At 70.0% G+C, this 26,975-nt stretch carries 25 protein-coding genes; 20 read left to right on the top strand and 5 right to left on the bottom strand.

Translation table 11 applies throughout. The annotated features are described in order from the left end of the window. The first annotated feature begins 54 nt into the window (after window positions 1–54). The 6 genes from lysX (at window position 55) to FHX37_RS15360 (ending at window position 8,302) form a co-directional block, all read left to right on the top strand. Window positions 55–1,551 carry a bifunctional lysylphosphatidylglycerol synthetase/lysine--tRNA ligase LysX gene (gene lysX, locus FHX37_RS15385; RefSeq protein WP_141924552.1) on the top strand — a complete coding sequence of 499 codons (1,497 nt, stop codon included), beginning with the start codon at window positions 55–57 and terminating at the stop codon, window positions 1,549–1,551. Window positions 1,552–2,120: 569 nt separating this feature from the next. After that, the gene (locus tag FHX37_RS15380) at window positions 2,121–2,441 is read left to right on the top strand and encodes a LuxR family transcriptional regulator (protein WP_246062306.1); all 321 of its coding nucleotides are present in this window, start codon (window positions 2,121–2,123) and stop codon (window positions 2,439–2,441) included. A 137-nt stretch (window positions 2,442–2,578) separates the two neighbouring features. After that, complete coding sequence (locus FHX37_RS15375; protein ID WP_141924551.1) at window positions 2,579–3,103, top strand: amino-acid N-acetyltransferase; 525 nt, start codon at window positions 2,579–2,581, stop codon at window positions 3,101–3,103. A gap of 1,471 nt (window positions 3,104–4,574) precedes the next feature. Further along, complete coding sequence (locus FHX37_RS23660) at window positions 4,575–4,844, top strand: hypothetical protein (RefSeq protein WP_141924550.1); 270 nt, start codon at window positions 4,575–4,577, stop codon at window positions 4,842–4,844. Window positions 4,845–5,062: 218 nt separating this feature from the next. Further along, window positions 5,063–5,401, top strand: a complete 339-nt coding sequence (locus FHX37_RS15365; RefSeq protein ID WP_141924549.1) for a histone-like nucleoid-structuring protein Lsr2 — start codon at window positions 5,063–5,065, stop codon at window positions 5,399–5,401. Between the two features lie 390 nt (window positions 5,402–5,791). Continuing rightward, window positions 5,792–8,302, top strand: coding sequence for an ATP-dependent Clp protease ATP-binding subunit (locus FHX37_RS15360; RefSeq protein ID WP_141924548.1), 2,511 nt, complete (start codon window positions 5,792–5,794; stop codon window positions 8,300–8,302). 102 nt (window positions 8,303–8,404) lie between these two features. Here the strand turns inward: FHX37_RS15360 and FHX37_RS15355 are convergent, their stop codons facing one another. Further along, on the bottom strand, window positions 8,405–9,280 hold the full coding sequence (locus tag FHX37_RS15355) for an HhH-GPD family protein (RefSeq protein ID WP_141924547.1): 876 nt from the start codon (window positions 9,278–9,280) through the stop codon (window positions 8,405–8,407). A 67-nt stretch (window positions 9,281–9,347) separates the two neighbouring features. On the opposite strand from FHX37_RS15355, the gene FHX37_RS15350 reads away from it, so the two are divergent. After that, window positions 9,348–10,187, top strand: coding sequence for a hypothetical protein (locus tag FHX37_RS15350; RefSeq protein WP_246062305.1), 840 nt, complete (start codon window positions 9,348–9,350; stop codon window positions 10,185–10,187). Between the two features lie 7 nt (window positions 10,188–10,194). Here FHX37_RS15350 and radA read toward each other — a convergent pair whose 3' ends face one another. Next, window positions 10,195–11,556, bottom strand: a complete 1,362-nt coding sequence (gene radA / locus FHX37_RS15345; protein ID WP_141924546.1) for a DNA repair protein RadA — start codon at window positions 11,554–11,556, stop codon at window positions 10,195–10,197. Window positions 11,557–11,747: 191 nt separating this feature from the next. Here radA and FHX37_RS15340 point away from each other — a divergent pair, with 191 nt between their 5' ends. Continuing rightward, the gene (locus FHX37_RS15340; protein ID WP_246062304.1) at window positions 11,748–12,692 is read left to right on the top strand and encodes an SGNH/GDSL hydrolase family protein; all 945 of its coding nucleotides are present in this window, start codon (window positions 11,748–11,750) and stop codon (window positions 12,690–12,692) included. A 279-nt stretch (window positions 12,693–12,971) separates the two neighbouring features. Next, on the top strand, window positions 12,972–13,676 hold the full coding sequence (locus FHX37_RS15335) for a hypothetical protein (RefSeq protein WP_141924545.1): 705 nt from the start codon (window positions 12,972–12,974) through the stop codon (window positions 13,674–13,676). Between the two features lie 79 nt (window positions 13,677–13,755). On the opposite strand, the gene FHX37_RS15330 is transcribed toward FHX37_RS15335, so the two are convergent. After that, complete coding sequence (locus FHX37_RS15330) at window positions 13,756–14,454, bottom strand: class I SAM-dependent methyltransferase (protein ID WP_211351842.1); 699 nt, start codon at window positions 14,452–14,454, stop codon at window positions 13,756–13,758. A gap of 60 nt (window positions 14,455–14,514) precedes the next feature. On the opposite strand from FHX37_RS15330, the gene FHX37_RS15325 reads away from it, so the two are divergent. The 7 genes from FHX37_RS15325 (at window position 14,515) to FHX37_RS15295 (ending at window position 20,611) form a co-directional block, all read left to right on the top strand. Further along, window positions 14,515–15,378 carry a sugar phosphate isomerase/epimerase family protein gene (locus FHX37_RS15325; protein WP_141924544.1) on the top strand — a complete coding sequence of 288 codons (864 nt, stop codon included), beginning with the start codon at window positions 14,515–14,517 and terminating at the stop codon, window positions 15,376–15,378. Between the two features lie 12 nt (window positions 15,379–15,390). Then, the gene (locus tag FHX37_RS15320; RefSeq protein ID WP_141924543.1) at window positions 15,391–15,972 is read left to right on the top strand and encodes a TetR/AcrR family transcriptional regulator; all 582 of its coding nucleotides are present in this window, start codon (window positions 15,391–15,393) and stop codon (window positions 15,970–15,972) included. Window positions 15,973–16,135: 163 nt separating this feature from the next. After that, window positions 16,136–17,065, top strand: a complete 930-nt coding sequence (locus FHX37_RS15315; RefSeq protein ID WP_141924542.1) for a proline dehydrogenase family protein — start codon at window positions 16,136–16,138, stop codon at window positions 17,063–17,065. Between the two features lie 192 nt (window positions 17,066–17,257). Continuing rightward, a complete protein-coding gene (gene proC, locus FHX37_RS15310) occupies window positions 17,258–18,052 on the top strand; it encodes a pyrroline-5-carboxylate reductase (RefSeq protein ID WP_141924541.1) in 795 nt (264 codons plus the stop codon). A gap of 72 nt (window positions 18,053–18,124) precedes the next feature. Continuing rightward, entirely contained in the window at window positions 18,125–19,303 is a 1,179-nt protein-coding gene (locus tag FHX37_RS15305; protein WP_141924540.1) for an acetoin utilization protein AcuC, read from the top strand. Between the two features lie 55 nt (window positions 19,304–19,358). Further along, entirely contained in the window at window positions 19,359–20,186 is an 828-nt protein-coding gene (locus tag FHX37_RS15300; RefSeq protein WP_141924539.1) for a phosphatase, read from the top strand. A gap of 221 nt (window positions 20,187–20,407) precedes the next feature. After that, window positions 20,408–20,611: a helix-turn-helix domain-containing protein gene (locus FHX37_RS15295; RefSeq protein ID WP_141924538.1), complete on the top strand. Its 204-nt coding sequence runs from the start codon at window positions 20,408–20,410 to the stop codon at window positions 20,609–20,611. Between the two features lie 224 nt (window positions 20,612–20,835). Here the strand turns inward: FHX37_RS15295 and FHX37_RS15290 are convergent, their stop codons facing one another. After that, window positions 20,836–21,621 (bottom strand): aldo/keto reductase, encoded by a 786-nt coding sequence (locus FHX37_RS15290; RefSeq protein WP_211351931.1) that lies wholly within the window; start codon window positions 21,619–21,621, stop codon window positions 20,836–20,838. Window positions 21,622–21,887: 266 nt separating this feature from the next. Here FHX37_RS15290 and FHX37_RS15285 point away from each other — a divergent pair, with 266 nt between their 5' ends. From FHX37_RS15285 to FHX37_RS15270, 4 genes are read left to right on the top strand one after another with little or no spacing between them, the layout of a single operon-like run. Continuing rightward, entirely contained in the window at window positions 21,888–22,820 is a 933-nt protein-coding gene (locus FHX37_RS15285) for an ABC transporter ATP-binding protein (protein ID WP_141924536.1), read from the top strand. Then, window positions 22,817–23,668 carry an ABC transporter permease gene (locus FHX37_RS15280; RefSeq protein ID WP_141924535.1) on the top strand — a complete coding sequence of 284 codons (852 nt, stop codon included), beginning with the start codon at window positions 22,817–22,819 and terminating at the stop codon, window positions 23,666–23,668. The genes FHX37_RS15285 and FHX37_RS15280 overlap by 4 nt, the downstream gene beginning before the upstream one ends. Continuing rightward, window positions 23,626–24,870 carry a sensor histidine kinase gene (locus tag FHX37_RS15275; RefSeq protein WP_170181595.1) on the top strand — a complete coding sequence of 415 codons (1,245 nt, stop codon included), beginning with the start codon at window positions 23,626–23,628 and terminating at the stop codon, window positions 24,868–24,870. Before FHX37_RS15280 ends, FHX37_RS15275 begins: the two co-directional genes overlap by 43 nt. Before the next feature lie 11 nt (window positions 24,871–24,881). Further along, window positions 24,882–25,541: a response regulator gene (locus tag FHX37_RS15270; protein ID WP_141925285.1), complete on the top strand. Its 660-nt coding sequence runs from the start codon at window positions 24,882–24,884 to the stop codon at window positions 25,539–25,541. Between the two features lie 159 nt (window positions 25,542–25,700). Here the strand turns inward: FHX37_RS15270 and FHX37_RS15265 are convergent, their stop codons facing one another. Continuing rightward, window positions 25,701–26,717, bottom strand: coding sequence for a DUF5685 family protein (locus FHX37_RS15265; protein WP_141924533.1), 1,017 nt, complete (start codon window positions 26,715–26,717; stop codon window positions 25,701–25,703). Between the last annotated feature and the right edge of the window lie 258 nt (window positions 26,718–26,975).

Raw genomic sequence — 26,975 nt, 5'->3', positions numbered from 1 at the left:
GAGAACGGCCACCCTGTCTTCTCCGCTCCTCGTTTCCGGATACGATCGGATCCCGTGACTGACGTGCTGGACGACTCCTACGACGACCTGCCCGAGCAGATGCGTGTGCGGCGGGAGAAGCTGGACCGGCTGCGGGACAGCGGGGTGGACCCGTTCCCCGTCGACTTCCCGCGCACCACGGACATCACCGCCATCCGGGAGAAACACACCGACCTTCCCCCGGACACGGGCACGGGCGAGCGCGTCGGGATCGCCGGCCGGGTCATGCTGTACCGCACCGGCGGGAAACTGTGCTTCGCCTCCCTGCGCGACGAGTCCGGCGACATCCAGGTCATGATGTCGTTGGACCGGCTGGGCGAGGAGGCACTGGCCGCGTGGAAGAGCGACGTGGACCTGGGCGACCACGTGGGTGTCCAGGGCGAGGTGGTGACCTCGCGCCGCGGTGAGCTCTCCGTGCTGGTGGACGAGTGGAAACTCACCGCCAAGTGCCTGCGTCCGCTGCCGGAGAAGCACAAGGGACTGACCGACCCCGAGGCGCGGGTGCGCCAGCGCTACGTGGACCTCATCGTCAACCCGGAAGCGCGCGACATGGTGCGCACCCGTTCCGAGGCGGTGCGCGCGCTGCGCGCCGGGCTGACCGACCGCGAGTTCCTCGAGGTGGAGACCCCGATGCTGCAGCAGGTGCACGGCGGCGCCACCGCGCGGCCGTTCACCACGCACATCAACGCCTACGACCTCGGCCTGTACCTGCGTATCGCCCCCGAGCTGTTCCTGAAGCGGCTCATCGTGGGCGACATGGGCAAGGTCTTCGAGATCAACCGCAACTTCCGCAACGAGGGGGCGGACTCCACGCACAACCCCGAGTTCACGATGCTGGAGTTCTACCAGGCCTACGCGGACTACAACGTGGTGGCCGACATCACCCGGGAGCTGATCCAGGAGGCGGTGCGCGCCGCGTTCGGCGGCCTGGTGGTGGAACGCGACGGCCAGGAGATCGACCTGGCGGGGGACTGGCCCTCGGTGACGCTGTACGGGGCCGTGTCGGCCGCGGTGGGTGAGGAGATCACCCCGCGCACCCCGGTGGAGAAGGTCCGCCGGATCGCCGAGGGGAAGGCGCTCGCCCACGACCCGGAGTGGGGCCAGGGCAAGCTGGTGGAGCACCTGTTCGAGGAGCTGGTGGAACCGACCCTGATCCAGCCGACGTTCGTTCGGGACTTCCCGGTGGAGACGAGCCCGCTGACCCGCCAGCACCGCGAGGACCCGCTGCTGACCGAGAAGTGGGACCTCATCGGTTTCGGCATGGAACTGGGCACCGGCTACTCCGAACTGGTGGACCCGGTGGAGCAGCGCCGCAGGCTCACCGAACAGTCCCTGAAAGCCGCCGGCGGCGATCCCGAGGCGATGCAGCTGGACGAGGACTTCCTGCGGGCGCTGGAGTACGGCATGCCTCCCACGGGGGGTGTCGGAGTCGGTATCGACCGGCTGCTCATGGGGCTGACCGGGAAGAACATCCGGGAAACAGTGCTGTTCCCGCTCGTGAAGCCGGAATGACGGCCGCCCGGCGGGTTGCGGACTACTGAAAAACGCCCCCAGTGGCAACCGGGGTGTCCGTAACTGTCTGAACCGTCACTGTTGGAATACCTTTCGAGCGCATAGCGCGCTTCGCCGGTTACGCACAGCGTGCTGTTCCCGCAGGTCACCTCGGGTGGTTCCTGTGGTCCGCCACAGGAGGGTCACACAGGATCACACCACGGACACGAAATGCGTTTTATGTGTCCTTGACGCTTTTTTCGGCGCGGCTTAGCGTTTCGAAACGAGCGGAGATTCCGCTGTTCGCTGTAGTGGATCTGTCAACGGTGAGTGAGGATGGGCGAACACGAGTGTGCCGGTTCCGCCGTCCTCTGCCGTGTGCGCTCTCGCGGCCTGTCCGTCCCAGGCCGTATGCGACCGGGTCCGCGGTGTACGGCCCCGTCACGCCACCGTTCCTGTGCCAGGAGAACGGGTGCGTTCGGTGTCGTAAACCGCGTCGGGGAAGTACCCACGCACGCCTCGAGAGGTTCCGGCCTCTGCCTGACCGAGGTCACTGCGGCGGCGAGTAGATGTTCCGCACTCACCAATGGATGAGGGAGGACGGAGTGGAACAGGCCACGCTCGTACGTCATACCGTGCACGATTCGGATGTTCCGTCGTTACACGAGCCGCTCGTGCCGGCCCCAGCACCGGCACACGATGACGTGCAGCACCTACAGGAAGGACTGGCTGACGACGACCTCCAGCTTCTGGCCGAGATCGCCACCGGCGTGACGACCGACGTCGCCGCGCGCCATCTGGAGCTCAGCACCCGCACGCTGCGGCGCAGGCTCCGCGCGATCTGCGACCACCTGGGAGTCAACACGTCGATCGAGGCAGTCGTGTGGGCTGCCCGTGAACAGTTGATCTAGGAAACAGCGTGGATCGGCTGTTCCGCCCGGGAAGGGAGGCCCGGGTGGAACCGCGCCGAACTACGCCGACCAGGGCGCCCGGCGGGGCAGGACTCGTGTTGGGAACACGCCGGGCAGCAGAGTAGGCTGAAGCGGTCATGCCCGATGGCCAGGTCACGATCCGCCGTGCGCGGACCCCGGATGTCGCCCGCATCCGCCAGCTCATGGACACGTTCACCCACGAGCGGCGTGTGCTCGCCAAGAGCACGGTCAATCTCTACGAGGACATCCAGGAATTCTGGGTCGCCGACTTCGACGACGGGCAGCAGCGCGCCGTCGTCGGGTGCGGGGCGCTGCACGTCCTCTGGGAGGACCTCGCCGAGGTCCGTACCGTCGCCGTCGACCCCTCCGTCCAGGGGTACGGAATCGGACACCGGATTGTCGCGGGTCTCCTCGCCCAGGCGAAACAGCTCGGCGTGCGGCGCGTCTTCTGTCTGACCTTCGAGACCGAGTTCTTCGCCAAACACGGTTTCGCCCCCATCCCGGGAACTCCCGTCTCGCCGCGCGTGTACGAGGAACTGCTGCGTTCCTTCGACGAGGGCGTGGCCGAATTCCTGGACCTGGAGCGCGTCAAACCCAACACTCTGGGCAATACCCGGATGCTGGCGTACCTGGATCCGTAGGCGGCTCCGGGAGCGAGGTATCCGCAAGGGCGGGGTCTCGTGAGACGCCCAGCGGCGTTTTCGGCCTCCGGCTGGAGAACACGAATCCCCAACGGGTGGGGAGCCTTTCGATTTCCGAAGCCGAGGTTCCCCGGTGCGCGTGCCCCTAGGGGGGAAGAGAGGGAGTCCCGCGTCAGGGACGCTGTGTGCGTTCTGCGAACGTGTGTGGCCTTTCTGGGATGGACGCGCCGTGGGCGTTCCGCGGCGGTGGCGGTACCGTTCCGTCCCATCACCGGATGGGGGGTGGAATCCGCGCTGACGGTGGGGTGGCGCGGGACACGCTTTCGGCACTCGGAGCCCGCGGACGAGGCCGCGCGTTGTTCGGGCAGTGCCGCGGCAGCCACCGTGATGCCGGACGTATAGGGCGGTATCGAACATCCCGTTCTTCTGGAAAGAATGCGACACGGCGGCAACCGACCTTGCCAACCTGTTCTGTTTCCCCGGCGCCGTGGGAATTCACCCTGCGGTTACTGTTGAGTAGTATCGCAACGCTCCGGACGTTAGCGCGGGGCCGATGCCCCGGGTGGTACGAACGAAGTCGGGCAGCACGAATCTGCGCGTGCACGTGCAGCAGCACGATCGGAAGCGCTGGTGCGCGGTGAACTCCGTTCGTGGGGCCCGTATTCCGTATTGGCCGTTACGGATTTGTGCGCCGTCCCGGGGAGCGCGGGTGTGGAATGCGGAACTGCGCGTGACCATGGAAGGCGTGCCCGGATCGTTACGGACGTTTTCCCGCGGTAGGCACAACGCCCGCGCCGTTGTGGCGTTTTGGCTCTTCTCCGACTTCGGGTCCCGGGTGAGGGAAATCACCGACAGTTCGCAGGTCACAGCGCGTACACAGGCAGCGCGGAGGAGACGCTGCCGCCGTGCCGTCGCCGCTTTGCGCGCGGCGCCCGAATGCGGGTCAGTGCGGAACTCCGCGGCGCTTCGCCAATGTTTCCCCGCGGTCGCCGGAACGGAAGGGGAACGTGCGGCGCGGGGACGTTTACCACGCCCCGTGTGGGAAGGATGCGTTCGTGGCGTGTCCCGTTCGGCTGTTGCCCCGTCCCATGTGGAACCCCCACATGCGGGAAGGTAATGTGTGCATTGCATCGATAACTCACGGCACGTTCTCAACGGACCCGGTGCGGGTAGCGGACATCTGAAGCGGCGTCCGGAGAACGAATCCGCGTTATGGCGGCAACGCGTCGCTCTTCGTGATTCGCTTGTGTGGCCCGGTAGTTAACACGGACGCTACCGAGGGCTGTTGGGGGCGTTTGGGTGGTGCGGGAAACTCCGCTCGGATGTGCGAGGCGGATGCCGAGATGTTTATGATGTCAGCGTCCGCTTCCGCATATGCCGAAACCGGCAGCGGAAGACGGGCGCTGTTCGCCTCGTCCCTCCGTGGGGTAATTGCTGCATAAAGTAACAACAACGAAGGGGTGCGCGTTCGATGGGAGATGTTTTGTCGGCGCTGATCCCCCCTGCTGTTGTCGCTGCGGTCTTCTGTACGTTCATCATCAAGCTGCTTCGTAGGGAGATGGCGCCGAGAACGTCGGACGGGCGTCTGGTGAGGAACACGGACAGGAGTTCGGTTTCCGAGGGCGCCGGTACCGCGACAGCATCCTCGGGCGGCGGCGCCGCGCGGGAAGATGGGGCGAACAGCGACGAGGACGGTTCTGCGGAAGGCCGCGGGAACGGCCCCGATACCGCTGGCCGCTAACCGGCAACACAAGGGAATGGCGCAGGTGTTCCGTGCGGCGCCGGCTCTTCCGTGAACAGCGTGCGGAGAGCCGCGTCGGATGTGTGTCGAGCTTTTCGTCGGTCAGAGCTGCGGTATGGATCCGCTGATTTTACACGCGAAGAATTGTCATTCGCGTTATCTGTCGATACCTTTATATTTAGGTGTCGTCGCACCGCTCTGCTGAAAGGTTTGTATCTATGGCTCAAAAGGTCCAAGTGTTTCTCGTTGACGACCTCGACGGCGGAGAGGCCGAAGAGACCGTTTCGTTCGGTGTCGACGGGACCTCCTACGAAATCGACCTCAGCGGCGAGCACGCCTCCAAGCTGCGGGAGGCGCTGGCGCCCTACGTCGAGGTCGCCCGTAAGGCTCAGCAGAAGCAGACGCGCGGCAAGCGCCAGCAGCGCAACACTCCCAGTCGGGAGCGCAGCGCCGAGATCCGGGCGTGGGCGAAGGCCGCCGGCAAGAAGGTCAACGAGCGCGGCCGCATCCCGGCCTCCATCGTTGCCGAGTACGAGGCGGCCCAGCGCGGCAACTGAGCGATCGCTCGGAGCCCACCCGGTCGGGCAGCCACCCCGCGCCGCGTTCGCTGAGAGCACACAACCAACGGGATACGTGCCCACGGCCCGCGTGCCCTTCGTAAGCGGAGGGCCGCGGGCCGTTCGCTTGCGGCTTACTTGGAACAGTGCAGGCCCGATTGGTAGTTGGATGAGGGTGAACGCCCTATCGTCGGGGAAAGTCTTTTGCACGGAGAGTTGAGGACATCCTCCGTGTGGGATGTGTTCGTCGGACCGGTCCGGGCAACGGCCGGTCCGGTGGACGGGTGCGGCAGTGCCCTCCGGGGGCTTTCTCCCTGTGGGGTCGAAATGCGGAAAGCGAGGGTCGGAACTTCCGTCCCTGCCTGACCGCTCTGTGAGGAGCGACGAGACATGTTCGAGAGGTTTACCGACCGCGCACGGCGCGTGGTGGTCCTGGCCCAGGAAGAGGCCAGGATGCTCAACCACAACTACATCGGTACGGAGCACATCCTGCTCGGCCTCATCCACGAGGGTGAGGGCGTCGCTGCGAAGGCTCTGGAGAGCCTGGGAATCAGCCTCGAAGCGGTTCGGCAGCAGGTAGAGGAGATCATCGGCCAGGGTCAGCAGGCCCCCTCCGGTCACATCCCCTTTACTCCGCGCGCGAAGAAGGTTCTGGAGCTGTCCCTCAGGGAAGCTCTCCAGCTTGGGCACAACTACATCGGTACGGAGCACATCCTGCTCGGCCTCATCCGTGAAGGTGAGGGTGTGGCTGCGCAGGTCCTGGTCAAGCTCGGCGCCGACCTCAACCGCGTGCGGCAGCAGGTCATCCAGTTGCTCCACGGGTACCAGGGCAAGGAGCCCCAGGCCACCGGTGCGTCTTCGGAGTCCACGCCGTCCACATCGCTGGTCCTGGACCAGTTCGGCCGCAACCTGACCCAGGCATCGCGTGAGAGCAACCTCGACCCGGTCATCGGCCGGGACCAGGAGATCGAGCGCGTGATGCAGGTGCTGTCGCGCCGTACCAAGAACAACCCGGTGCTCATCGGCGAACCCGGCGTCGGTAAGACCGCCGTGGTCGAGGGGCTCGCCCAGAAGATCACCAAGGGTGAGGTTCCCGAGAGCCTGAAGGACAAGCAGCTCTACACCCTGGACCTGGGTGCGCTGGTTGCCGGAAGCCGCTACCGGGGTGACTTCGAGGAGCGCCTGAAGAAGGTGCTCAAGGAGATCAAGACCCGCGGCGACATCATCCTGTTCATCGACGAGCTGCACACCCTGGTCGGGGCCGGGGCGGCGGAAGGTGCCATAGACGCCGCCTCCATCCTCAAGCCGATGCTGGCCCGCGGTGAGCTGCAGACCATCGGTGCCACCACGGTGGACGAGTACCGCAAGCACCTGGAGAAGGACGCGGCGCTGGAGCGCCGGTTCCAGCCCATCCAGGTCGACGAGCCCTCCATCTCGCACACGGTCGAGATCCTGAAGGGGCTGCGCGACCGGTACGAGGCGCACCACCGGGTCTCCATCACCGACAGCGCGCTCGCGGCTGCCGGGCAGCTCGCCGACCGCTACATCAGCGACCGCTTCCTGCCGGACAAGGCGATCGACCTGATCGACGAGGCCGGTTCGCGCATGCGCATCCGCCGCATGACCGCACCTCCGGACCTGCGCGAGTACGACGACAAGATCGCCGAGGTGCGCAAGGACAAAGAGTCCGCCATTGACGGCCAGGACTTCGAGAAGGCCGCATCGCGGCGGGACGACGAGAAGCAGCTGCTGGAAAAGAAGGCGGAGCGGGAGAAGGAGTGGAAGGCCAGCGACATGGACTCTGTCGCTGAGGTCAACGAGGAGCTCGTCGCCGAGGTCCTCGCGAACTCCACCGGTATCCCCGTCTTCAAGCTCACCGAGGAGGAGAGTTCCCGCCTGCTCCACATGGAGGAGGAGCTGCACAAGCGGGTCGTCGGCCAGGAGGACGCCATCAAGGCGCTCTCCCAGGCGATCCGGCGCACCCGTGCCGGGTTGAAGGACCCCAAGCGTCCCGGCGGTTCGTTCATCTTCGCCGGCCCGTCCGGTGTGGGCAAGACCGAGCTGTCCAAGACGCTGGCGGAGTTCCTGTTCGAGGACGAGGAGTCGCTGATCCAGCTCGACATGAGCGAGTTCATGGAGAAGCACACCGTGTCCCGGCTGTTCGGTTCGCCCCCCGGCTACGTCGGATACGAGGAGGGCGGTCAGCTCACCGAGAAGGTGCGCCGCAAGCCGTTCTCCGTGGTGCTGTTCGACGAGATCGAGAAGGCGCACCAGGACATCTTCAACTCGCTGCTGCAGGTGCTCGAGGAAGGCCGCCTCACGGACGCCCAGGGGCGCAACGTCGACTTCAAGAACACCGTCATCATCATGACGACGAACCTCGGCACCCGGGACATCTCCAAGAGCGTGTCCATGGGCTTCGCCAAGGACGACGACGCCGAGACCAACTACGAGCGGATGAAGGCCCGGGTCAACGAGGAGTTGAAGCAGAACTTCCGGCCGGAGTTCCTCAACCGTGTGGACGACGTCATCGTGTTCCACCAGCTCACCGAGAACGAGATCATCAGCATCGTCGACCTCATGGTGAGCCAGCTCGACGCGCGCCTCAAGGACCGCGACATGGACCTGGAGCTGCGCCCCGCAGCGAAACAGGTGCTGGCCTCGCGCGGTTACGACCCCGTGCTGGGCGCCCGGCCGCTGCGTCGGACGATCCAGCGCGAGATCGAGGACCAGCTCTCCGAGAAGATCCTGTTCGGCGACGTCAAGCCCGGACAGATCATCGTGGTCGACGCCGAAGGGGAGGGGGCGGACGCCACCTTCACCTTCAGCGGGGTGCCCAAGCCCGAGTCGGTGCCGGACACACCCGAGGTCGAGACCACGGCCAGTGACAGGAGCGAGTAGCGGCCGTACCGGCTGCGAGCCGTGACACGTGAGAAGGGGCGGGCCCCGTGGGGTCCGCCCCTTCTCACGTCCGACCGCGCTCCGCGCGCCGCCGCGCGGGAGTCACCCCGGCAGCGCGTACTCCCCGCTGTCCAACGGGTCCACGAGTCCGTCGGAGACCAGCGCGTCCAGCGCCCGCTCGCGCTGCACCTGGTCATCCCACACGGCGTCCAGCTCCGACTTCGGCACCGGACCGCTGGCCGCGCGCAACACCGCCATCAGCTTCCCGCGGACCTGCCGGTCGGTTCCCGCGTAGGTCTGCGCCCGCCGCGGCGGGCCGTCATGGGCGGGTTTGCCCGCCAGCCGCCAGGCGCACTTGTCGGCGATCGGACAGTCGGCGCAGGCGGGGGAGCGGGCCGTGCACACCAGCGCCCCCAACTCCATGACCGCCACACCCCAGCGGACGGCGGTCTCGGCGTCGGAGGGCAGCAGTGACTCGGCCAGTCGCGTCTCGCTTTTGCTCTGGGTCTTGGGCGGGTACTGGACACCGGTGTGCGCGCGGGCCAGCACCCGCCGGACGTTGGTGTCCAGGACGGCGTGGCGCTGCCCGAAGGCGAAGCTGGCCACGGCCGCCGCGGTGTAGGCGCCCACCCCGGGAAGCGCCAACAGCTCGGAGTGGTCGTCGGGGACCTCACCGCCGTGGCGTTCCACGATCGCCGTGGCACAAGCGTGCAGGTTCAACGCGCGCCGCGGATAGCCCAACCGGTGCCACATCCGCACCGCCTCCCCGGACGGTTCGGCCGCCAGGTCCGCGGGGGCGGGCCAGCGCTTCATCCACTCCCGCCAGGCGGGCAGCACCCGCACCACCGGGGTCTGCTGCAGCATCACCTCACTGACCAGGATGGACCAGGGGGTGGCGTCCGGGTGGCGCCAGGGAAGGTCGCGGGCGTTGACGTCGTACCACGCGAGAACCGCTGTGGTGTAAGGATTGTCGATCATGCGCAATCGTAGGAGAAATCGGCGGGTTGGGTAGGTGCAGAGCCGGTAAACCCGGGATACTGCGACTATGGCGTCAAGTGCTGGACATCCGGGACCGGTGAGCCCCGGAACGTATTGGAAGCGGCGCTTCTTCGTGCTGACGGGAGTCCTTGCCGTGGTGGCGCTCGTCGCCTACGGGTGCATCGGGTCCTCCTCGTCCGACACGGAGCAAGCGGCGAACACGACCTCCTCAGACGACTCGTCCGAATCCCCGTCGGGTGCCAGTATCCCACCCTCGTCGCCCGCCGACGACGCGTCGGACGCCGGTTCCGGTGGGGACGCGGACGGCGACGGGAGCGGCGACGGTGACTCCTCCGACGGGGACGGCTCCAAGGACTCCGAGGACTCCGACGACTCCGGGAAGTCCGAGGAGTCCGAGGGCTCCGGCGGTTCCGGCGACTCCTCGGACGAGGGGAAGTCCGGCGAGGAGGACTCCGGTGACGGGGATTCCGTACCCGCCCCGGAGAACGCCGGCGACCCGTGCCGCCCCGCCGACGTCGTCACCACGCTGGAGACCGACAAGAGCGACTACGCCGCCGACGGCAAGCCCGAGTTCGAGCTGTCGGTGGTGAACACGGCCGACCAGACGTGCACCGTGGACGTGGGGCCCACGAACATGGAGCTGCGCGTCACCTCCGGCGACGACCGGATCTTCTCCACGGCTGACTGCGTCAGTGGCAACGGCAGCGACAAGGTGCAGCTCAGCCGGGGGGTGCCGCACACCGAGACGGTGGCGTGGGACCGGAAGCGCTCCTGGAAGGACTGCCCGGACAAGGACATGTCGGCGGAGCGCCCCGGAACGTACGTCCTCAGCCTGCACAGCGACTACGACACGGGCGCCGAAGGGCAGGTGTTCCGGCTGAACTGACCACGGCTCAACGCGGATCGGGTGGGAGGGCCGCGCGCAGCGCCGCACCGAGGTCGTCCACCCCGACGACCTCGAGGCCCTCCACCTCCACCTCGCTGTTCGCGGGAACGACAGCGCGGGTGAACCCCAGCCGCTGCGCCTCGCTCAACCGCCGCGAGATGCCGTGCACCGCCCGTACGTCCCCGGCGAGTCCGACCTCGCCGATGGCGACCATGTCCCGCGGCACCGCGACGTCCCGCACCGACCCGGTGACCGCCAGCGCCAGCGCCAGGTCCACCGACGGTTCGCTCAACCGGACGCCGCCCACCGTCGAGGCGTACACGTCGGCGTTGGAGATGCGCACGTTCGCCCGGCGCTCCAGCACCGCCATCACCATGTTCACCCGGGAGGAGTCCAGTCCCGACGTGGCGCGGCGGGGCTGGGGAAGGTAGGAGGAGGCCACCAGCGCCTGGACCTCCGCGATGAGGGGGCGGCGCCCCTCCAGCGTCACCGTGACGCACGTTCCCGGCACCGGCTCCGCGCGGCGGGTGAGGAACAGCCCGCTCGGGTCGGCCAGCCCCGTGATCCCGGAGTCGGACAGTTCGAAGCACCCGATCTCGTCGGTGGGGCCGTAACGGTTCTTCGCCGCCCGCAGCATCCGCAGCTGGGAGTAGCGGTCCCCCTCGAACTGGAGAACCACGTCCACCAGGTGCTCCAACAGACGCGGGCCGGCGATGGAGCCGTCCTTGGTGACGTGTCCCACCAGGACCACGGTGATGCCGCGCTCCTTGGCGAGCCGGATCAACGCCCCGGCCACCTCCCGGACCTGTGTCACCCCGCCCGGCACCCCGGTGACCTCCGGTGAGGTCATGGTCTGTACCGAGTCGACGATCAGAACCCCCGGGTTGACCGCGTCGACGTGGCTGACCAGCGGCGCGACCGAGTTCTCCGCCGCGAGGTACAGCTTGGGCGCGAGCGCGCCGAGCCGTTCCGCGCGCAGGCGCACCTGACCCGTGGACTCCTCACCGGTGACGTACAGCACCGGACCCGCGTCCGCGCACAGCGCCGCCGTCTCCAGCAGCAGGGTGGACTTGCCCACGCCGGGCTCGCCGGCGAACAGGATCACCCCGCCGCCGACCAGGCCCCCACCGAGCACCCGGTCGAGTTCCGAGAGGCCGGTCGGTACCGCGTGCGCGCTTTCCACGTTGATCTCGGTGATGGGCTGGGCGGCCGTCGCCACCGGAGCCGGGGAGGTCACCGTGGAGGTGGGGGCGGCGGTCTCCTCCTCGACGGTTCCCCACGCCTGACACTCCCCGCAGCGTCCCACCCACCTCAGCGTGGTCCAGCCGCACTCGGAGCAGCGGAACGTCGTTTTCGCGCCCTTAGCCATGTCAGCACGCTAACGGGTGGCGGTGCCGTTTCGCGCCACGACGGCGCACGGGTAGCGTCCCGCACCCCGATAGGTTACTTTTTGTGATTGTCAATGAACACAACGTGGTGGCCGGATGTGGCCACGGCGGTTAGGGCCGTGTTCCCACCGGTCAGATTCGCAGTAGCAATCCCCCACATGAGGAGGGTCACGTGCCCGTGACACAGCACGTCCTGGAGTCTTCCCCCAACCCCCGGTACCGTCTTCCTCTCCGCTTCTCCGTGGCCGCCGTCACCGTGACGGGAACCGCGGCCATGGCTCTCGCCGCCGCCCCGCCCGCGTCCGCCTCCCAGGATCTGGGGCACCGCTACGTGGCCCTCGGCGACTCGTTCACCTCCGGACCGTTCATCGTCCCGCACGAGGGGGACCCCGCGCTGTGCCTGCGTTCGCAGAGCAACTACCCCAGCCTCGTCGCCGACAGGGTCGGGGCCGAGACGTTCGTTGACGTGAGCTGCGCGGGGGCCACCACCGAGGGCATGACCGAACCCCAGGACCTGGGACTGGGAACGGAGAACCCGCCCCAGTTCGACGCGCTCACCGAGGACACCACCCTGGTGACCGTCGGGATCGGCGGAAACGACTTCGGTTTCGGCGACGTCTCCCTGAAATGCGCCGCGCTGAGCGGGACCGACCCCCACGGGGCACCGTGTCAGGAGTACTACACCGACGGCGGGGGCGACGAACTCGCCGACCGGATCGCGCGGACCGGCGACGAGGTGGCCGAGGTGTTGAGCGGGATCCGGGAACGCAGTCCCGAGGCTACGGTGGCGGTGGTCGGCTACCTGCAACTGCTGCCCGAGGACGAGGGGTGCTGGCCCCGGGTTCCGTTCGCGGAGGGCGACGTCGGTTACCTCGACAGCGTCCAGAGCGACCTCAACGCGGCGCTGGAGGCCGAGGCCGAGGAAGCCGGGATGTCCTACGTCGACGTGTTCGAACGCGGACACGACATGTGCGCGGACTCCTCGGACCGCTGGGTGGAGGGCATATTCCCGGACAAACCGGCCGCCCCCATCCACCCGAACGAGCTGGGGATGGAGGAGACCGCATCCTCCGTTCTCGAGACGCTCGGGACCGGTGCCACCGCTCCGCTTCCCTGACGCGGACCTGGGGCGGGGTTCCGAGAGCCGCGCCCCAGGGGTTCGGGAGTCCTGACGTGACACCCCGGCGGGCCGGGCCGCGCCGGGGTGTCACCACCGGCGGGGTCCGGTCCTGTGACCTGGCACGGGTGGGAGCGGCATTTTCGGCTGTACCGGAACCAAACGGACATGGCACGGGTCAGAGTCAACGAAGCCGCGTTCGGCGCGTCCGCGGCTGCGGCATCCCCCGATGCGGGAGGCCCACAGACACGCATCCCGTGACATGAATGAGGAACCCCCGTGCGCTCGGAGAACAGTACCTTCCGCAATGTGCTTCTCAGCCTGGCCTCCGCCGGAGCCATCGTCACCCTGGGAGGATGTGGCCTGCTCCCCGGTCCGCTGGGCCCGCCGCCCGAGAAACCCGACAGCGACGACTCCTCGGAGGACAGCAGCTCGCAGGACAGCGGGAGCGACGACAGCAGCACCGACGAGTCCTCCAGCACCGACTACCGCACAGGCGAGATCCCCGCCAGCATGCCGGAGTTCGACGACACCGACTTCCCCGCCGAACCGGGCGAGTCCGCGCCCGTGACGGAGAAGATCCAGTGGGAGGTGCTCCACTACACCAACGAGTACGGGATGAAGCACGACCCCGACTCCACGGCGAAGTGCGACGAGACCGACGGCAGCATCGACGAGACCATCACCTGCGACGTCACCTACGGCGGGAAGGACGTCGAGTACACGGTGGACATCGAGGGCGGGGAGACCTTCTTCAACTACGAGTACGAGGCGGACCGGATCCCGCTGTCCCGCGAGGCCGTCGAGGCGGGCTACCGGTGGCACACCGACTCCCGAGGCGTGCTGTGCGACATGTCCGAGTACGAGCTGGTCAGCCCCGGAGAGACCGGCATCACCTGCGAGGCCGACACGTCCACCGGCGTGCGTACCTCCACGGTCGAGCTGGGCCAGACCGCCGGGCTCCTCATGTTCCACTCCGTGTGAGCGCGGTGCCGCACCGCCACCCGCTCCGGGCGTCGGGAGCCCGGTCCCTGAACCCGACCGGCCCGACACCCCGCCCGGCTCAGTACTCCCGCCACCACAGGTTCACCGCGTAGTCCACCTCCAGACCGGGGTGGGTGGCGACGATCTCGTCCGCCAGAGCCGGCGGGAACTCGATCCGCACCACGGCCTCGAAGTCACGGCGCCGCGCGAACCGCCACCGGATCAGCAGCGGCTCGCGGTTGAACCCCGCGGCGGTCCAGAACCGCAGTACGGCCTCCGGGTCGTAGGACGGCAGGGAGCGCTGGAACCACTCGCCGACCGTGCTGCGGGTCGCGTCGTTGTCGATGACGAAGGCGACACCGCCGCGCCGCATCACCCGCCGCAGCTCCGCCAGACCCGGTTCGCAGCCCCTGCCGAAGAAGTACGCCCACCGCGCGTGGGCCACCTCCACCGAGGAGTCCGCCACCGGCAGGCGTTGGGCGACCCCGTCGCGCACCGTGACGTTGGGCCGGTCGGCGGTGCGCCGCCGGGCCGCGGCCGCGAGGCGGGCGTGCGGCTCGACCCCGGTGACCCGCCGCGCCGTGGCGGCGAACCTCGGCAGGTGGAACCCCGAGCCGCAACCGATGTCCAGGAACTCGGTCCCGCCCGGGTCGCGGATACCGGCCATGGCCGCGTCGATGACCCCGTCCGGGTCCGCCGCGGTGTTCTCCACCTCGTAGACGTCGGGACTGTTCCAGATGTTGGGGCTGGGAACCGCCCCGGCCAACGCTGTTCGCACACGCGCGAGGTTAGCGTCCTCGCGGGCCAACACGACGCGGAACCGCGTAATGTTGGTGGCGTGAGCGCTATCCAGGTTCCCAACGCGCCGGTCACCCTCTCGACCGCTTCGGTCTACCCGGAGAAGACGCCGGCGGCTTTCGAGATCGCCGCGAAGCTGGGCTACGACGGGGTGGAGGTGCTGGTCTCCTCGGACCCGGTGAGCCAGGACGCCGGCATGCTCCAGCGGCTCTCCGAGTACCACGGTGTGCCGATTCGGGCGGTGCACGCCCCCTGCCTGATCTTCACCCAACGGGTGTGGGGGCGGGACCCCTGGGGCAAGCTGGAGCGTTCCCAGGAGATGGCCCAGCAGCTGGGAGCCTCGGTCATCGTGGTCCATCCCGCGTTCCGCTGGCAGCGGGACTACGCCCGCGACTTCGAGGCCGGGATCGCGCGGTTGCGGGAGCAGAGCGACACCGTCCTCGCGGTGGAGAACATGTACCCGGTGCGGATGGGGGAAAAGGAGGTCGTCCCCTACTCCCCGGGATGGAACCCGCTGGAGCGCGACTACCCCGAGGTGACCCTCGACCTGTCACACACCGCCATGTCCGGGTCGGACGCGATGGACATGGCGAAACAACTCGGCGGGCGGCTGTCCCACGTGCACCTCGCCGACGGGACCGGAGGACAGAACTTCGACGAACACCTCATCCCGGGGCGGGGTACGCAGCCGTGCGCCGATCTGCTGGAACACCTCGCCACCTCCGGTTACGCGGGCCAGGTAGTGCTGGAGGTGAGCACCCGCAAGTCCGCCAACCGCCAGGCGCGCGAGTGGGAACTCGCCGAGGCGCTGGCGTTCACCCGGCTCCACCTCGCCGGGGCGCGCGGTGCGACACCGCCACGCACGTTCGCGGTGAGTCCCGACGGCACGGTCGGCGAGGCGTGACCGGGAGCCGCCATGGCGAGAACGGGGCGGCGGCCGGGGAACACGCGTAGCCGCGAGCAGATCCTGCGGGCTGCCCGGGAGCAGTTCTCGGAACTGGGCTACGACGGCGTGAGCATCCGGGGCATCGCCCGCGGTGCGGGGGTCGACCCCGCGCTCGTCCACCATTTCTTCGGCGCCAAGGACGCGGTCTTCGTCGCGGCCATGCGGTTGCCGTACAACCCCGGCGAGGTACTGCGCGGCATCGTCGCGGACTCCGGCCACGACCGGGCCGAGGCCGTCGTCCGGTTCTTCCTCGGCGTGTGGGAGGACCCCGGGACCCGGGAGCCCATGCTGGCCTTCGTCCGCTCCGCGGTCACCAACGAGCGGGCCGCCGAGGCCGTCCGGGGATTCACACAGGACGTCATCACGCGCCACGTCGCGGCGGAAGTGGGCATCTCCCCGTTGCGGGCCTCACTGGTCGCCGCCCAACTGTTCGGCATGGTGCTGGTGCGCTACCTGGCCGCGGCCGAACCGCTGGCCTCCGCCCCACCGGAGGAGGTGGTGGCGACCTACGCCCCGGCGGTGCGTACCGTGCTGGGCGAGGCCCGGGAGTGACGGCGCTCCTCCTGGGAGCAGCGACCCTGCGGCGCACCACACCGTAGCCGCGCCTTCGGCACCGAGGCGGCGGGAGCGCCCGCGGCGCCCCGGATCCGGAGGCGAAACCCGGGCCGTGCGCGTAAGCTGCGGGACGCAGCGTCCCCCAACGAGGAGCGGTGGAATGGCACTACGGCAGACCCTGCGCGCGGCCTCCGGAAACCAGCGGCTGCGCACGCTCGTCACGAACAACCGGGCCGTACGCGGCGCCGCCGGCCGGTTCGTCGCCGGGGAGAGCGTCGAGGACGCCCTGCGCGCCGTCACCGACCTCGCCGAGCACGGCCTTTTCACCACCCTCCACAACGTCGCCGCGAGCGCGCACCACCCCTCCCAGGCGGTGGAGACCACCCACGCCTACCTGCACCTGCTCCAGCGGCTCTCCGACACCGGCCTCGCCCCGCTCGCGGACCTCTCCGTGAAACCGACCACCGTCGGCCTGGGGCTGGGACCGGAGGGAGAGTCCCTGGCGCGGGAGAACATCGCCCGGATCTGCGCCGCGGCCCGGGACGCGGGAACGACCCTCACCCTGGAGACGGAGGGCGCCGAGCAGGTGACGGCGACCCTGCGCACCGTCACGACGCTGCGGCGGGAGTTCCCCACGCTCGGGTGCGCCCTCCAGTCCTACCTGCGCCGCACCGCCGGGGACGCGGCCGACATGTCCGGGCCGCACACCCGCGTCCGGCTGGCGAAGGGCGGCACCTCCGACCCCGCGGCCGCCCACCCCACCCGCCGGGAGGGGGACGCCGCCTTCGTGCGCATCCTGCGCCAGCTGATGGCCGGCAGCACCTACCCCATGGTGGCGACCCACGACCCCCGGCTAATCGGGATCGCCGCCACGCTCGCCGAGCGCAACGAGCGTTCCCGGGACGAGTTCGAGTACCAGATGCTCTACGGCGCCCATTCGCGCGAACAGCGCAGGCTCACCCGCCAGGGGGCGCAGGTGCGGGTCTACGTTCCCTACGGGCACGACTGGTACGGCTACCTCCTCCGGCGGGCCGCCGCCCGCCCCGCGGCTCTGGCGTCGGCCGCGCGGGTGACGGCTTCCGGGGGATGACAACGTTCCCGGGCACGACACGCGCGCCGCCGGCCGGGTTGCCTATACGGTTGGAGGAAGGACGACAACGTGCACGCCCGCCGGCGCCGCCCGGCTGGCCTGTTCCGCGCACCCGCGCGCACCCGCACCACCAGGAAGGAGGAGGGCGCGTCCCCGGCGGCCGCACGCCGGACGCGGACCGCCCAACACACGATGGTCGCAATCATTGGCGCAGGAAAGATGGGCGAGGCCCTGCTGGCCGGTCTGCTCGGGACCGGCTACGCCCCGGCCGACGTGCTCGTGGCGGAGCCGCGCCAGGAACGCGCCCGCGAGGTGGCCGAGCTCTACGGGGTCGACGTCGTCTCCACCAGGGAGGCGGCGAAACGCGCGGAGACCGTCGTGCTCGCGATCAAACCCCAGGACATGGTCAACCTCCTCGACGACGTCTCCGGGGAGCTCGGCTCGGGGACCCTGGTCATCTCGGTCGCGGCGGGTGTCACCACCTCGACCCTGGAGAGGCACATCACCGACGACGCCGCGGTCGTGCGGGCCATGCCCAACACCCCCGCCCTGGCCGGCACGGGGATGACCGCCATGTCCGGCGGGACGCACACCACGCCGGAGCAGTTGGACCGCGCAGAGCGGCTGCTCGAGTCGGTCGGGTCGGTGGTGCGGGTGCAGGAACGCCACATGGACACCGTCACCGCCCTCTCCGGCAGCGGCCCCGCCTACTTCTACTTCATCGCGGAAACGATGATCGAGGCCGGTGTGGCGATGGGGATGCCGCGCGACAGCGCGCGGACCCTGGTCAGCCAGACCATCACCGGGGCGGCGACGATGCTGAACGAGCCCGGCAACCACCCGGTGGTCCTGCGCGAGGCCGTGACCTCACCCGGCGGCACCACCGCCGCCGCCCTGCGCGAACTGGAGCGCCACGGCGTGCGCTCGGCGTTCACCGACGCCATCGAGGCCGCGGCGCGGCGCAGCGGGGAACTGTCCGGCGACTGAGCCGGGAGCGCCGACACGCGCCGGTTGGTTAACGTGTGGGAACACACAAACGCGTCTGCTGGGAGGCACGGCATGGGGTGTTCGCTTCGCACCGTATGGGACGAGAGGCTGAGTTCCTACAACTTCGGTCCGCAGCACCCGCTGGCGCCGGTCCGGGTGGAGCTCACCATGGAGCTGAGCCGGGAACTCGGGGTTTTCGACGCCCCCGGGGTCTCCTTCGCCAGTCCCGAACCGGCCTCCGACGAGCTGCTGGAACTGGTGCACACCCCGGACTACATCGCCGCGGTGAAACGCGCCGGCCAGACGCTGCAGGCCGACGAGCCCTACTGTCTGGGCACCCCGGACAACCCGGTGTTCCCCGGCATGCATGAGGCGTCCTCACTCATCGCCGGCGCCTCGGTGGAGGCCGCCCGGTCGGTGTGGCAGGGGGAGGTGCAGCACGCAGCCGGGATCGCCGGAGGGCTGCACCACGCCATGCCGGGCCACGCGTGGGGGTTCTGCGTCTACAACGACCCGGCCGTCGCGATCGCGTGGCTGCTGGAGCAGGGGGCGAAACGCGTCGCCTACGTGGATGTCGACGTGCACCACGGCGACGGGGTGCAGACGCGCTTCTACGACGACCCGCGGGTGCTCACCATCAGTCTGCACGAGTCCCCGCTGACACTCTTCCCCGGCACCGGCAACCCCAACGAGACCGGAGGGAGCGCCGCCGAGGGCTACGCCGTCAACGTGGCGCTGCCGGCGGGCACGGACGACGCCCGCTGGCTGCGGGCGTTCGAGGCGACCGTGGAACCGCTCGTGCGCGAGTTCCAGCCCGAGATCCTGGTGACGCAGCAGGGCGCGGACACCCACGCGCTGGACCCGCTCGCGAACCTGGTGCTGAGCCTGGACGGCCAGCGCCGTGCCTACGCCGCGCTGCACCGCCTGGCGAACACGGCGGCCGGGGGCCGGTGGGTGCTGCTCGGCGGGGGCGGTTACGAGCTCGTCCAGGTGGTCCCCCGGTCGTGGACACACCTGCTGGCCGAGGCGGCCGGGGCGGACATCGACCCGGCGTCGACCACCCCGGACGCCTGGCGGCGCTACGTGCTGGAACGTACGGGGGAGGCGCCGCCGTTGTACATGACGGACGGCCGCAGTCCCGACGTGCGGGCCTTCGAGAACGGGTTCGACCCCGAGGACCCGGTCGACCGGGCCATCCAGGAGACCCGAAAGGCCGTCTTCCCCTCCCACGGGATCGACCCCAGCCTGTGAGCGGCCGGGTTCGCGAGGTGTTCTGGGCTGACGGAGAGCGAGAAAGGGGCCACCGGTGACGCCGCCCTCACGCGCGGAACTCATCCACCACCTGGTACGTACCGGCATCGCCGGCCACGTCGACACTCCCCGGCAGGGGAACCTCCGCCACTACCAGCGGTTGTGCGACCGGAACCCCTACTACGAGCTCGGGCTCACCCTCTCCCACGAGTGGACGTTCCCGGAGGTGCTCGCACTGATGGCCAAGCGGTGCGGGGTGATGTCCGACGAGAACCACGTGTGGGGAGTGGACACCATCGACCCGGAACGCACCGTCGACGCGTTGGAGAGCCTCGCCGACCGGATGGCCCGGGCGGCGGCCCGGGGCGAGCGGGTCATGCTCGCCACCGGCCACCCCGGCAACCTCCACGGGACCCTCGCCGAGTGGGGCCGGGTGCTGCGGGCGCACGGCTGCTCCCTGGTGACGGCGGCCGGCGGCTACTCCTACGAGATCAGCACCGAGCACCCGCCGTACCGCAGGACCCTCGCCTGGTCCGACAGCGTCGGGGTCGTGGTGGACGACGACGGCGACCCCCGGCACAGCCACCACCCGTTCGCCATGGAGGCGGCGCTGGAGGAACTCACCTCGCGGGGGCGGCCGTGGCCGCAGCTGGTCATCGCCGACCACGGTTTCGCCGGCGCCGCGGGAGAGGCGGGAGTGCCCACCATCGGATTCGCCGACTGCAACGACCCGGCGCTGTTCCTGGGGGAGCACGAGGGGAAACTGCACACGGCGGTGCCGCTGGACGACGGCTTCCACACCGAGGACTACGAGCCGCTCTCGGCCTATGTGCTGCACCGGGCCGGTCTCACCGACGGGACGGCGCGACAGCAGCACCCCTAAACCTCACGCGACCCTCGCTTTCCTGTAGCCGCAAGGGAAGCAAAACTGCTCTTTCAATACTGTGATCCCCGTCATACCCTGAAACCGGACGTGTCAGTAGCCGTGTCGCGGCCACGCTCGGTGCGGTAGCGGGCGGTTCCAGTCGGCTGGACACCGTGCCGGGTCGAGGGGCGACGACGCAGGGACCCCGAGCTCACGTCCGGAAGTGAGGGCTCCGCATCATGAACGGGAGTAAAGCTCCGCTGGAAGATGTCACGTTCCTGACCGTGGCCGAGGTCGCCACGATCATGCGGGTATCCAAGATGACCGTCTACCGAATGGTCCACTCCGGCGTGCTCCCCGCCATCCGGGTGGGGCGTTCGTACCGGGTGCCGGAACGCGCCGTCTACGACTACCTCCGGGAGGCCTTCGTCGAGGCGGGTTAGGCCTGTTCGGCGGACAGCGTCCGTCCGACAGGACCCAACCCGCAACGTCACCCGTGGGGCGATCGCACCCCGAGCTATCGCCCCGGGGGAGGCCCTCGCTTCGCCAGCGGCAGCGGGGCGGACCCGCCGCACCCGTGCCGGTCCCGGCCCGCCCGCTCCTGCCCAGCGAGTACGACGGACGCACCCCCGGGACCGGCGGGCCCACCCTCCCCGACGGGAACGGGTCAGTTCAGGGTGTCGGGGTCCGGACCGACCCGGTTGCCGGTGTGCAGCCCGGCAATGGTGCTCATGTCCTCCTCGTCCAGCTCGAACCCGAAGACGTCCAGGTTCTCCCGCACCCGGGAGGGGGTCGCGGACTTGGGGATCACGACGTTGCCGAGCTGGATGCTCCAACGCAGCGCCACCTGGGCGGGGGAGACCCCGTGCTTGGCGGCGATACCGGCCAGCGCCGGGTCGTCCAGCAGTCCCTTGCCCTGGCCCAACGGGCTCCACGCCTCGGTCGCGATGCCGTTCTTGGCGTGGGACTCGCGCAGCGGCGCCTGCTGCAGGTTCGGGTGCAGCTCGATCTGGTTGACGGCCGGCGTGACCTCGCTGGCCTCGAAGAGCCGCTCCAGGTGGGCGGGTTGGAAGTTGGACACGCCGATGGCCCTGGCGCGGCCCTCGGAGTGGATCCGTTCGAACGCCCGCCACGTGTCCAGGTAGGCCCCCCGCTCCGGGGCGGGCCAGTGGATCAGGTACAGGTCGACGTAGTCCAGTCCCAGTTTGTTCAGCGACGCGTCGAACGCGCGCAGGGCGGAGTCGTAGCCCTGGTCCGTGTTCCACAGTTTGGTGGTGACGAACAGCTCCTCGCGCGCCAGACCGGAGGAGGCGATACCGCGCCCGGTCCCCTCCTCGTTCTCGTAGAGCGTCGCGGTGTCGATGCTGCGGTAGCCGGCCTCGATGGCGGTGGCCACGATGCTCTCCGCCTCCGCGTCGGGCACCTGGAACACCCCGAAGCCGATCTGGGGCATCGCGACGCCGTTGTTCAGGGTGACAGTGGGAACGCTCTGCACAGCTGATCCTTACGTTCTCGGGGTTCGGTTGGTCTCCCGGCCGCAACCGGGGGTCCGACCGGGGAATTCCCCACCCGGTGCCGCGTATTCCCGCGCGGCGGTCGTTGCGCGCGTCACGCCCCGGCCGTGGCCCGGGCCCGGGTGCCCTGTCCTCCGAACGGAGGACCCGGTCCGGTCCCCGCGGTGGACGCGTTCCGGCCGGGCGCGTTCGCAGACTCGGGAGTATGACAGCGACGAACCCACCCGCGCCCTCCGTCGAGGCCCGGGGGCTGGCGAAGAGCTACGGGGGCGACGCAGCGGTCGACGGTGTCGACCTGAGCGCGGCTCCCGGAGAGATCCTGGCGCTGCTCGGCCCCAACGGCGCCGGGAAGAGCACCACGGTCGAGATCCTGGCCGGCTTCCGCGACCGGGACCGGGGAACCGCCCGCGTCCTGGGGGCCGACCCGGCCCGCGCCGGACGCGCGTGGCGCGCCCGCACCGGAATCGTGTGGCAGCACGAGACGGAGGGCTCCCCGCTGCGCGCGTACGACATCGTGCGGCACGTGGCCGGTTACTACCCGCGTCGCCGCGCCCCGGAGGAGGTACTGGAGCTGGTCGGGTTGTCCGACCAGGCCCGTACGGCGGTGCGGGAACTCTCCGGTGGCCAGCGCCGCCGGCTGGACGTCGCGCTGGGCGTCGTCGGCCGGCCGGAGGTGCTGTTCCTGGACGAGCCCACGACCGGGTTCGACCCCGCCGCCCGACGCTCCTTCTGGGACCTGGTCCGGTCCCTGGCCCTGGACGGCACCACCATCCTGCTCACCACGCACTACCTCGAGGAGGCCGAGGCGCTGGCCGACCGGGTGGTGGTCCTCGCGCGGGGGCGGATCGTGGCCGAAGGGGACCCGGCCACGCTGGGCGGGCGCGCCGACGCGCGTGCCACCGTGTCCTGGCTGTCCGAGGGTCGGCGGCGCAGCGTCCGCACCGCCGAGCCCACGGCGCTGCTGCGGGAGCTGCTCACCGAGTATCCGGGCGAGGTGCCCGAACTCGCCGTGCACCGTCCGAGCCTGGAGGAGACCTACCTGGGGCTCGTCGACGGCGGGGACGACGAGACCGCGCCCCGCCGGGAGGGCGGCGCCGCGAACTCCGGAGGCACCACGGGACAGGAGGTCAGGGGATGAGTACCACCACCGCTCCGACCGGGGGTGACACGGCGCTCCACCACGACCGCCGGCTGCCGTCCGCGCTGCGCGTGGGCCTGTCCCGAGGGTGGTTGGACATCCGCGAGTTCTTCCGCGAGTGGGAGACCGTCGTGTTCACGTTCTCCCTGCCCATCCTGATCCTGGTCCTGTTCGCCGCGATATTCGAGGGCCTGGTCGAGGCGGACATGAGCGCCGCCGCGTACTACCTTCCCGGGCTGGTCGCCATGGGGCTGATGTCGGTCAGCTTCCAGACGCTGGGCATCGGCGTGGCGGTCGAGCGCGGCAACGGGACGCTGCGGTGGCTGCGCGGCACCCCGATGCCGCCCGCGGCGTACTTCCTCGGCAAGACGCTTCTCGTCCTGGCACTGGCCGCCGGTCAGGTGGTGGTGCTCCTGGGGGGCGCGGCCCTGCTCTACGGGGTGGACCTCCCCACGGACGCCGGCGCCTGGTTCACCTTCACGTGGGTCCTGGTGCTGGGTACGTCCGGCTGCGCGCTGCTGGGACTCACCGTCAGCGGCCTGGTCCGCAGCGCCCGGGCCGCCCAGGCGGTCGTGGTGGTCCCGTTCCTGGCGCTGCAGTTCTTCTCCGGCGTGTTCGTTCCGGTCGTGGCGCTGCCGACCTGGGTGGTCGAGGTCGCCTCGCTGTTCCCGCTGAAGTGGATGGCCCAGGGGATGCGGTCGGTCTTCTATCCCGAGTCGGCCGCGGCGCTGGAGCCGGCGGGGAGCTGGGAACTGCCGCTCGCCGCGGGGGTGTTGGGAGTATGGTGTGTGGCGGGGTTGGTGCTGTGCCTGCTGACATTCCGATGGAGAACCGCCAGGGACGGGTGAGCGAACCGTCCGACACCCACGCGTGGGAGGTGTCGTGGTGGTGGCACGCGCTGGTGCTGGCCGGGCTGGCCGTGGTGGCCGGGACCGCCTACGCCACCGCTCCGCCCGGGTGGCGCTGGGTCGCGCTCGCGCTGATGGGTGCCCTCGTCGTGTGGTTCCCGCTGGGGGGTTGGCTGCTGCTGTCCGCGGGCAGCAGGTACGGTTCCCCGCGGGATGCGGTCTTCGTCCTCGTGGTGGCGGTGCTGTACACCCCGGTGTGCGTCATAACGCCCCCCGCCAGCTGGGGCATGTTCGTGGTGGCGCCGGTGTGCTTCATGCTGGCCGGACGCTGGTTCGGCCTGGCCACCGTGGCGACCGTCCTGCTGGTGCCGCAGATCCTGCAGCTTCCCCTGGGGCGCGCGACCCCGGGCGAACTCGCGTTCATCCTGGTGGTCTACGTGCCGGTCCTGGGGTTCTCCGCCTGGATGAGTTTCTGGATCGAGCGGATCATCGACCAGAGCGCGGAACGGTCCGAGCTGATCACCGAGCTGCGGCGCAGCCGGGCCGAGGTCACCCGGCTGTCGGAGGAGGCGGGCGCGATGGCCGAACGCGAGCACCTGGCCCGCGAGATCCACGACACCCTCGCCCAGGGCTTCACCAGTATCGTCACGCTCGCCAACGCGGTCGAGGCCGAGATCAGCGCCGACCCCCAGGCGGCGCGGCGGCACGTGGCGATGATGCGCGACACCGCGAGCGAGAACCTCGCCGAGGCGCGGGCGCTGGTTGCCGCCCGCGGCCCCGCCGCGTTGGACGCGACATCGCTGGAGGAGGCGCTGTCCCGCGCCACCCGCCGCCTGGGGGAGGAGCTGGGGGCCGACGCGCGGTTCACCACCACGGGCGAGGGGTTCCCACCACCGTCGGCGGTGCAGGTGGGGCTGCTGCGGGCGGCGCAGGAGGCGCTCGCCAACGTGCGCAAGCACGCCGCCGCCGGAAGGGTCACCGTGACGCTGGCCTACGAGCCCGGCCGGGTCGCGTTGGAGGTGACCGACGACGGGCGCGGTTTCGACAGCGGGACGCACCCTCCCGGCCACGGGTTGGAGAGCCTCACGGCCCGCGCCGAGCGTGCCGGGGGCGCATGTGAGGTACACAGCCGCCCGGGAGCGGGGACCGAGGTGCGGATGACCGTTCCCGTCACGAACGAACCGGGAGGCCGACAACAGTGACGATCCGCGTGATGCTGGTGGACGACCATCCCGTGGTGCGCGAGGGGCTGCGGGGCATGCTCGCGGCCGTGGAGGACATCGCCGTCGTGGGCGAGGCCGCGACGGCGGACGAGGCCGTGGCCGCGGCCGCCAAGCACGCCCCCGACGTGGTGCTGATGGACCTGAGGATGCCCGGTGGGGACGGAGCCGGAGCCACTCGCGGAATCCTGCGGGACCGTCCCGCGTGCGCGGTGGTGGTGTTGACCACCTACGACACGGACAGCGACATCCTGCCGGCGGTCGAGGCGGGCGCCTCGGGCTACCTCCTCAAGGACACCCCGCCAGCCCGGCTCACCGACGCCATCCGCGCGGCCGCGCAGGGGGAGACGGTACTCGCCCCGGAGGTGGCGACCCGCCTCCTGGCCAACACGCGCGGCGCTGACACCTCCCGGGACCACCCCGAGGCCCAGCTCACCAGCAGGGAGCGGGAGGTGCTGCGGCTCGCCGCGCAGGGGTGCGGCAACGGAGAGATCGGCCACCGCCTGCACATCGGCGCCACGACCGTCAAGACCCACCTGCTGCGGTCCTACGAGAAACTGGGTGTCAGCGACCGCACGGCGGCCGTGGCGCACGCCATCCGTCGGGGGATGATCACTCCCCCGACAGGGGACGGCCCCGACGGGTCTCTTTGACTGTCCCCCGATGCCGTCCCCAGCGTCGCCCCGCGGCGTGTTCAGCAGCAGTCGCAGTCACAGCAGCCGGACGACGAGTTCCGGTCGTCCCGGGAGCGGTCGTCGGGATCCTCGCAGCCGCAGCACCGGCGGATGCAGGGGTCGCAGCAGCAGGACCGGTCACCTCCCCCGGGTCGGCAGCACCACGAGCCCCCGTCGGGTCCGGAGTCGCGGGTGCCGCGCCTGGCTGCGGTACTGCCCGTACTGGTCGTACTGCCCGTACTGGTCGTACTGCCCGTACTGGTCGTACTGCCCGTGATGTCCGTGGGAGTGCGGTTGGTGGCCGGCGCGGGCGAACGTCCGGTGGATGGAGCGTTCCAGTTCCCTCCCCAGCAGGGCCCGCACCAGCCGGTCGTCGTGGAACGCCGCCTCGTCCAGCGCCAGGCGGACACCGAACGCGGCCTCGTCGCACAGCCGCCGCACCTCGGACACCGGGGTGCCGGTGGCGGTGACCGGATTCCACGCCGCGGCGGCGGTGTCCTCCTCCTGGTCGGCGACCGCGTCCAACAGGTGCGCGATCCGGCCGAACAACCGCCCGGCCTCCCGCAACGGCTCCTCGTTGGCCGGGGACTCGGCCAGCACAGCGGTGTGGGCGAACGCCTCGGCGGTGGCCTCCTCGGTGGGGGCGGTGCCGCGCAGCAGCTCCCCCGTGGCCTCGGCCTCCCGCTCCGCGGTGCGCTGGCGCTCGGCGACCGCCACCAGGGGCGTGCTGTCCACACCGAGCGCGGTGTCGGTGGTGCGCGCGCGCCGCGACCACCGGCGGGCCACGTGCCGCGAGGCGCCGCGCACCGGCCACCGCGAGGCACTGCCGTCACCGTCGTCCGCGTGGTCGCTGAGTTTGGCCGAGGCGAGATGCAACGAGACCGAGGCTGCCAACCGGGCACCCGCCCCGTTCGCCACCTCGGCCCCGCGCATCCCCCGCAGCGGGCACGGTCCCGCGGTCCGGGTACCCGCGGCCGGTGCCGCCTGGGCCGTGGTCAGCGCGGAGATCACCAGACCGTCGTAGTTGGTCGCCGTGCGGGCGAGTTGTCCGTGGTCGTCCCGTAGCGCCAGACACAGTCCACACAGGTGGGACATCCACGCTTGGGCGAGACCGTCGGGCAGGGAGTGGCGACACGGGCGCAGGATGCCGAACACGGGTCCTCTTCTCAGTGGTTGGGGAACGCTTCCGGGGCGCCGCGTTCCGTGTTCCGTACGGCGCGGGCGCCCCGCACTGACCGGATGGGACGGAACGCGCGCGTGTCCGGTTTCCCGGTGGCGGCGCGTGTGTGTCAGGGGTTCGGGCCGTGTCCGCCGCGGCACCGCCGGGGGAGACGCGCGGCCGGGGAGGCATGGGGCGGACACCGCCTCCTCTGTGCGGATTCGGAGGACATGCGGCTGTGATCCCGGTGTGGT

It is taken from the genome of Haloactinospora alba (assembly GCF_006717075.1).
GTDB classification, from domain to species: domain Bacteria; phylum Actinomycetota; class Actinomycetes; order Streptosporangiales; family Streptosporangiaceae; genus Haloactinospora; species Haloactinospora alba.
This window is presented reverse-complemented; position numbering and strand designations above follow the sequence as displayed.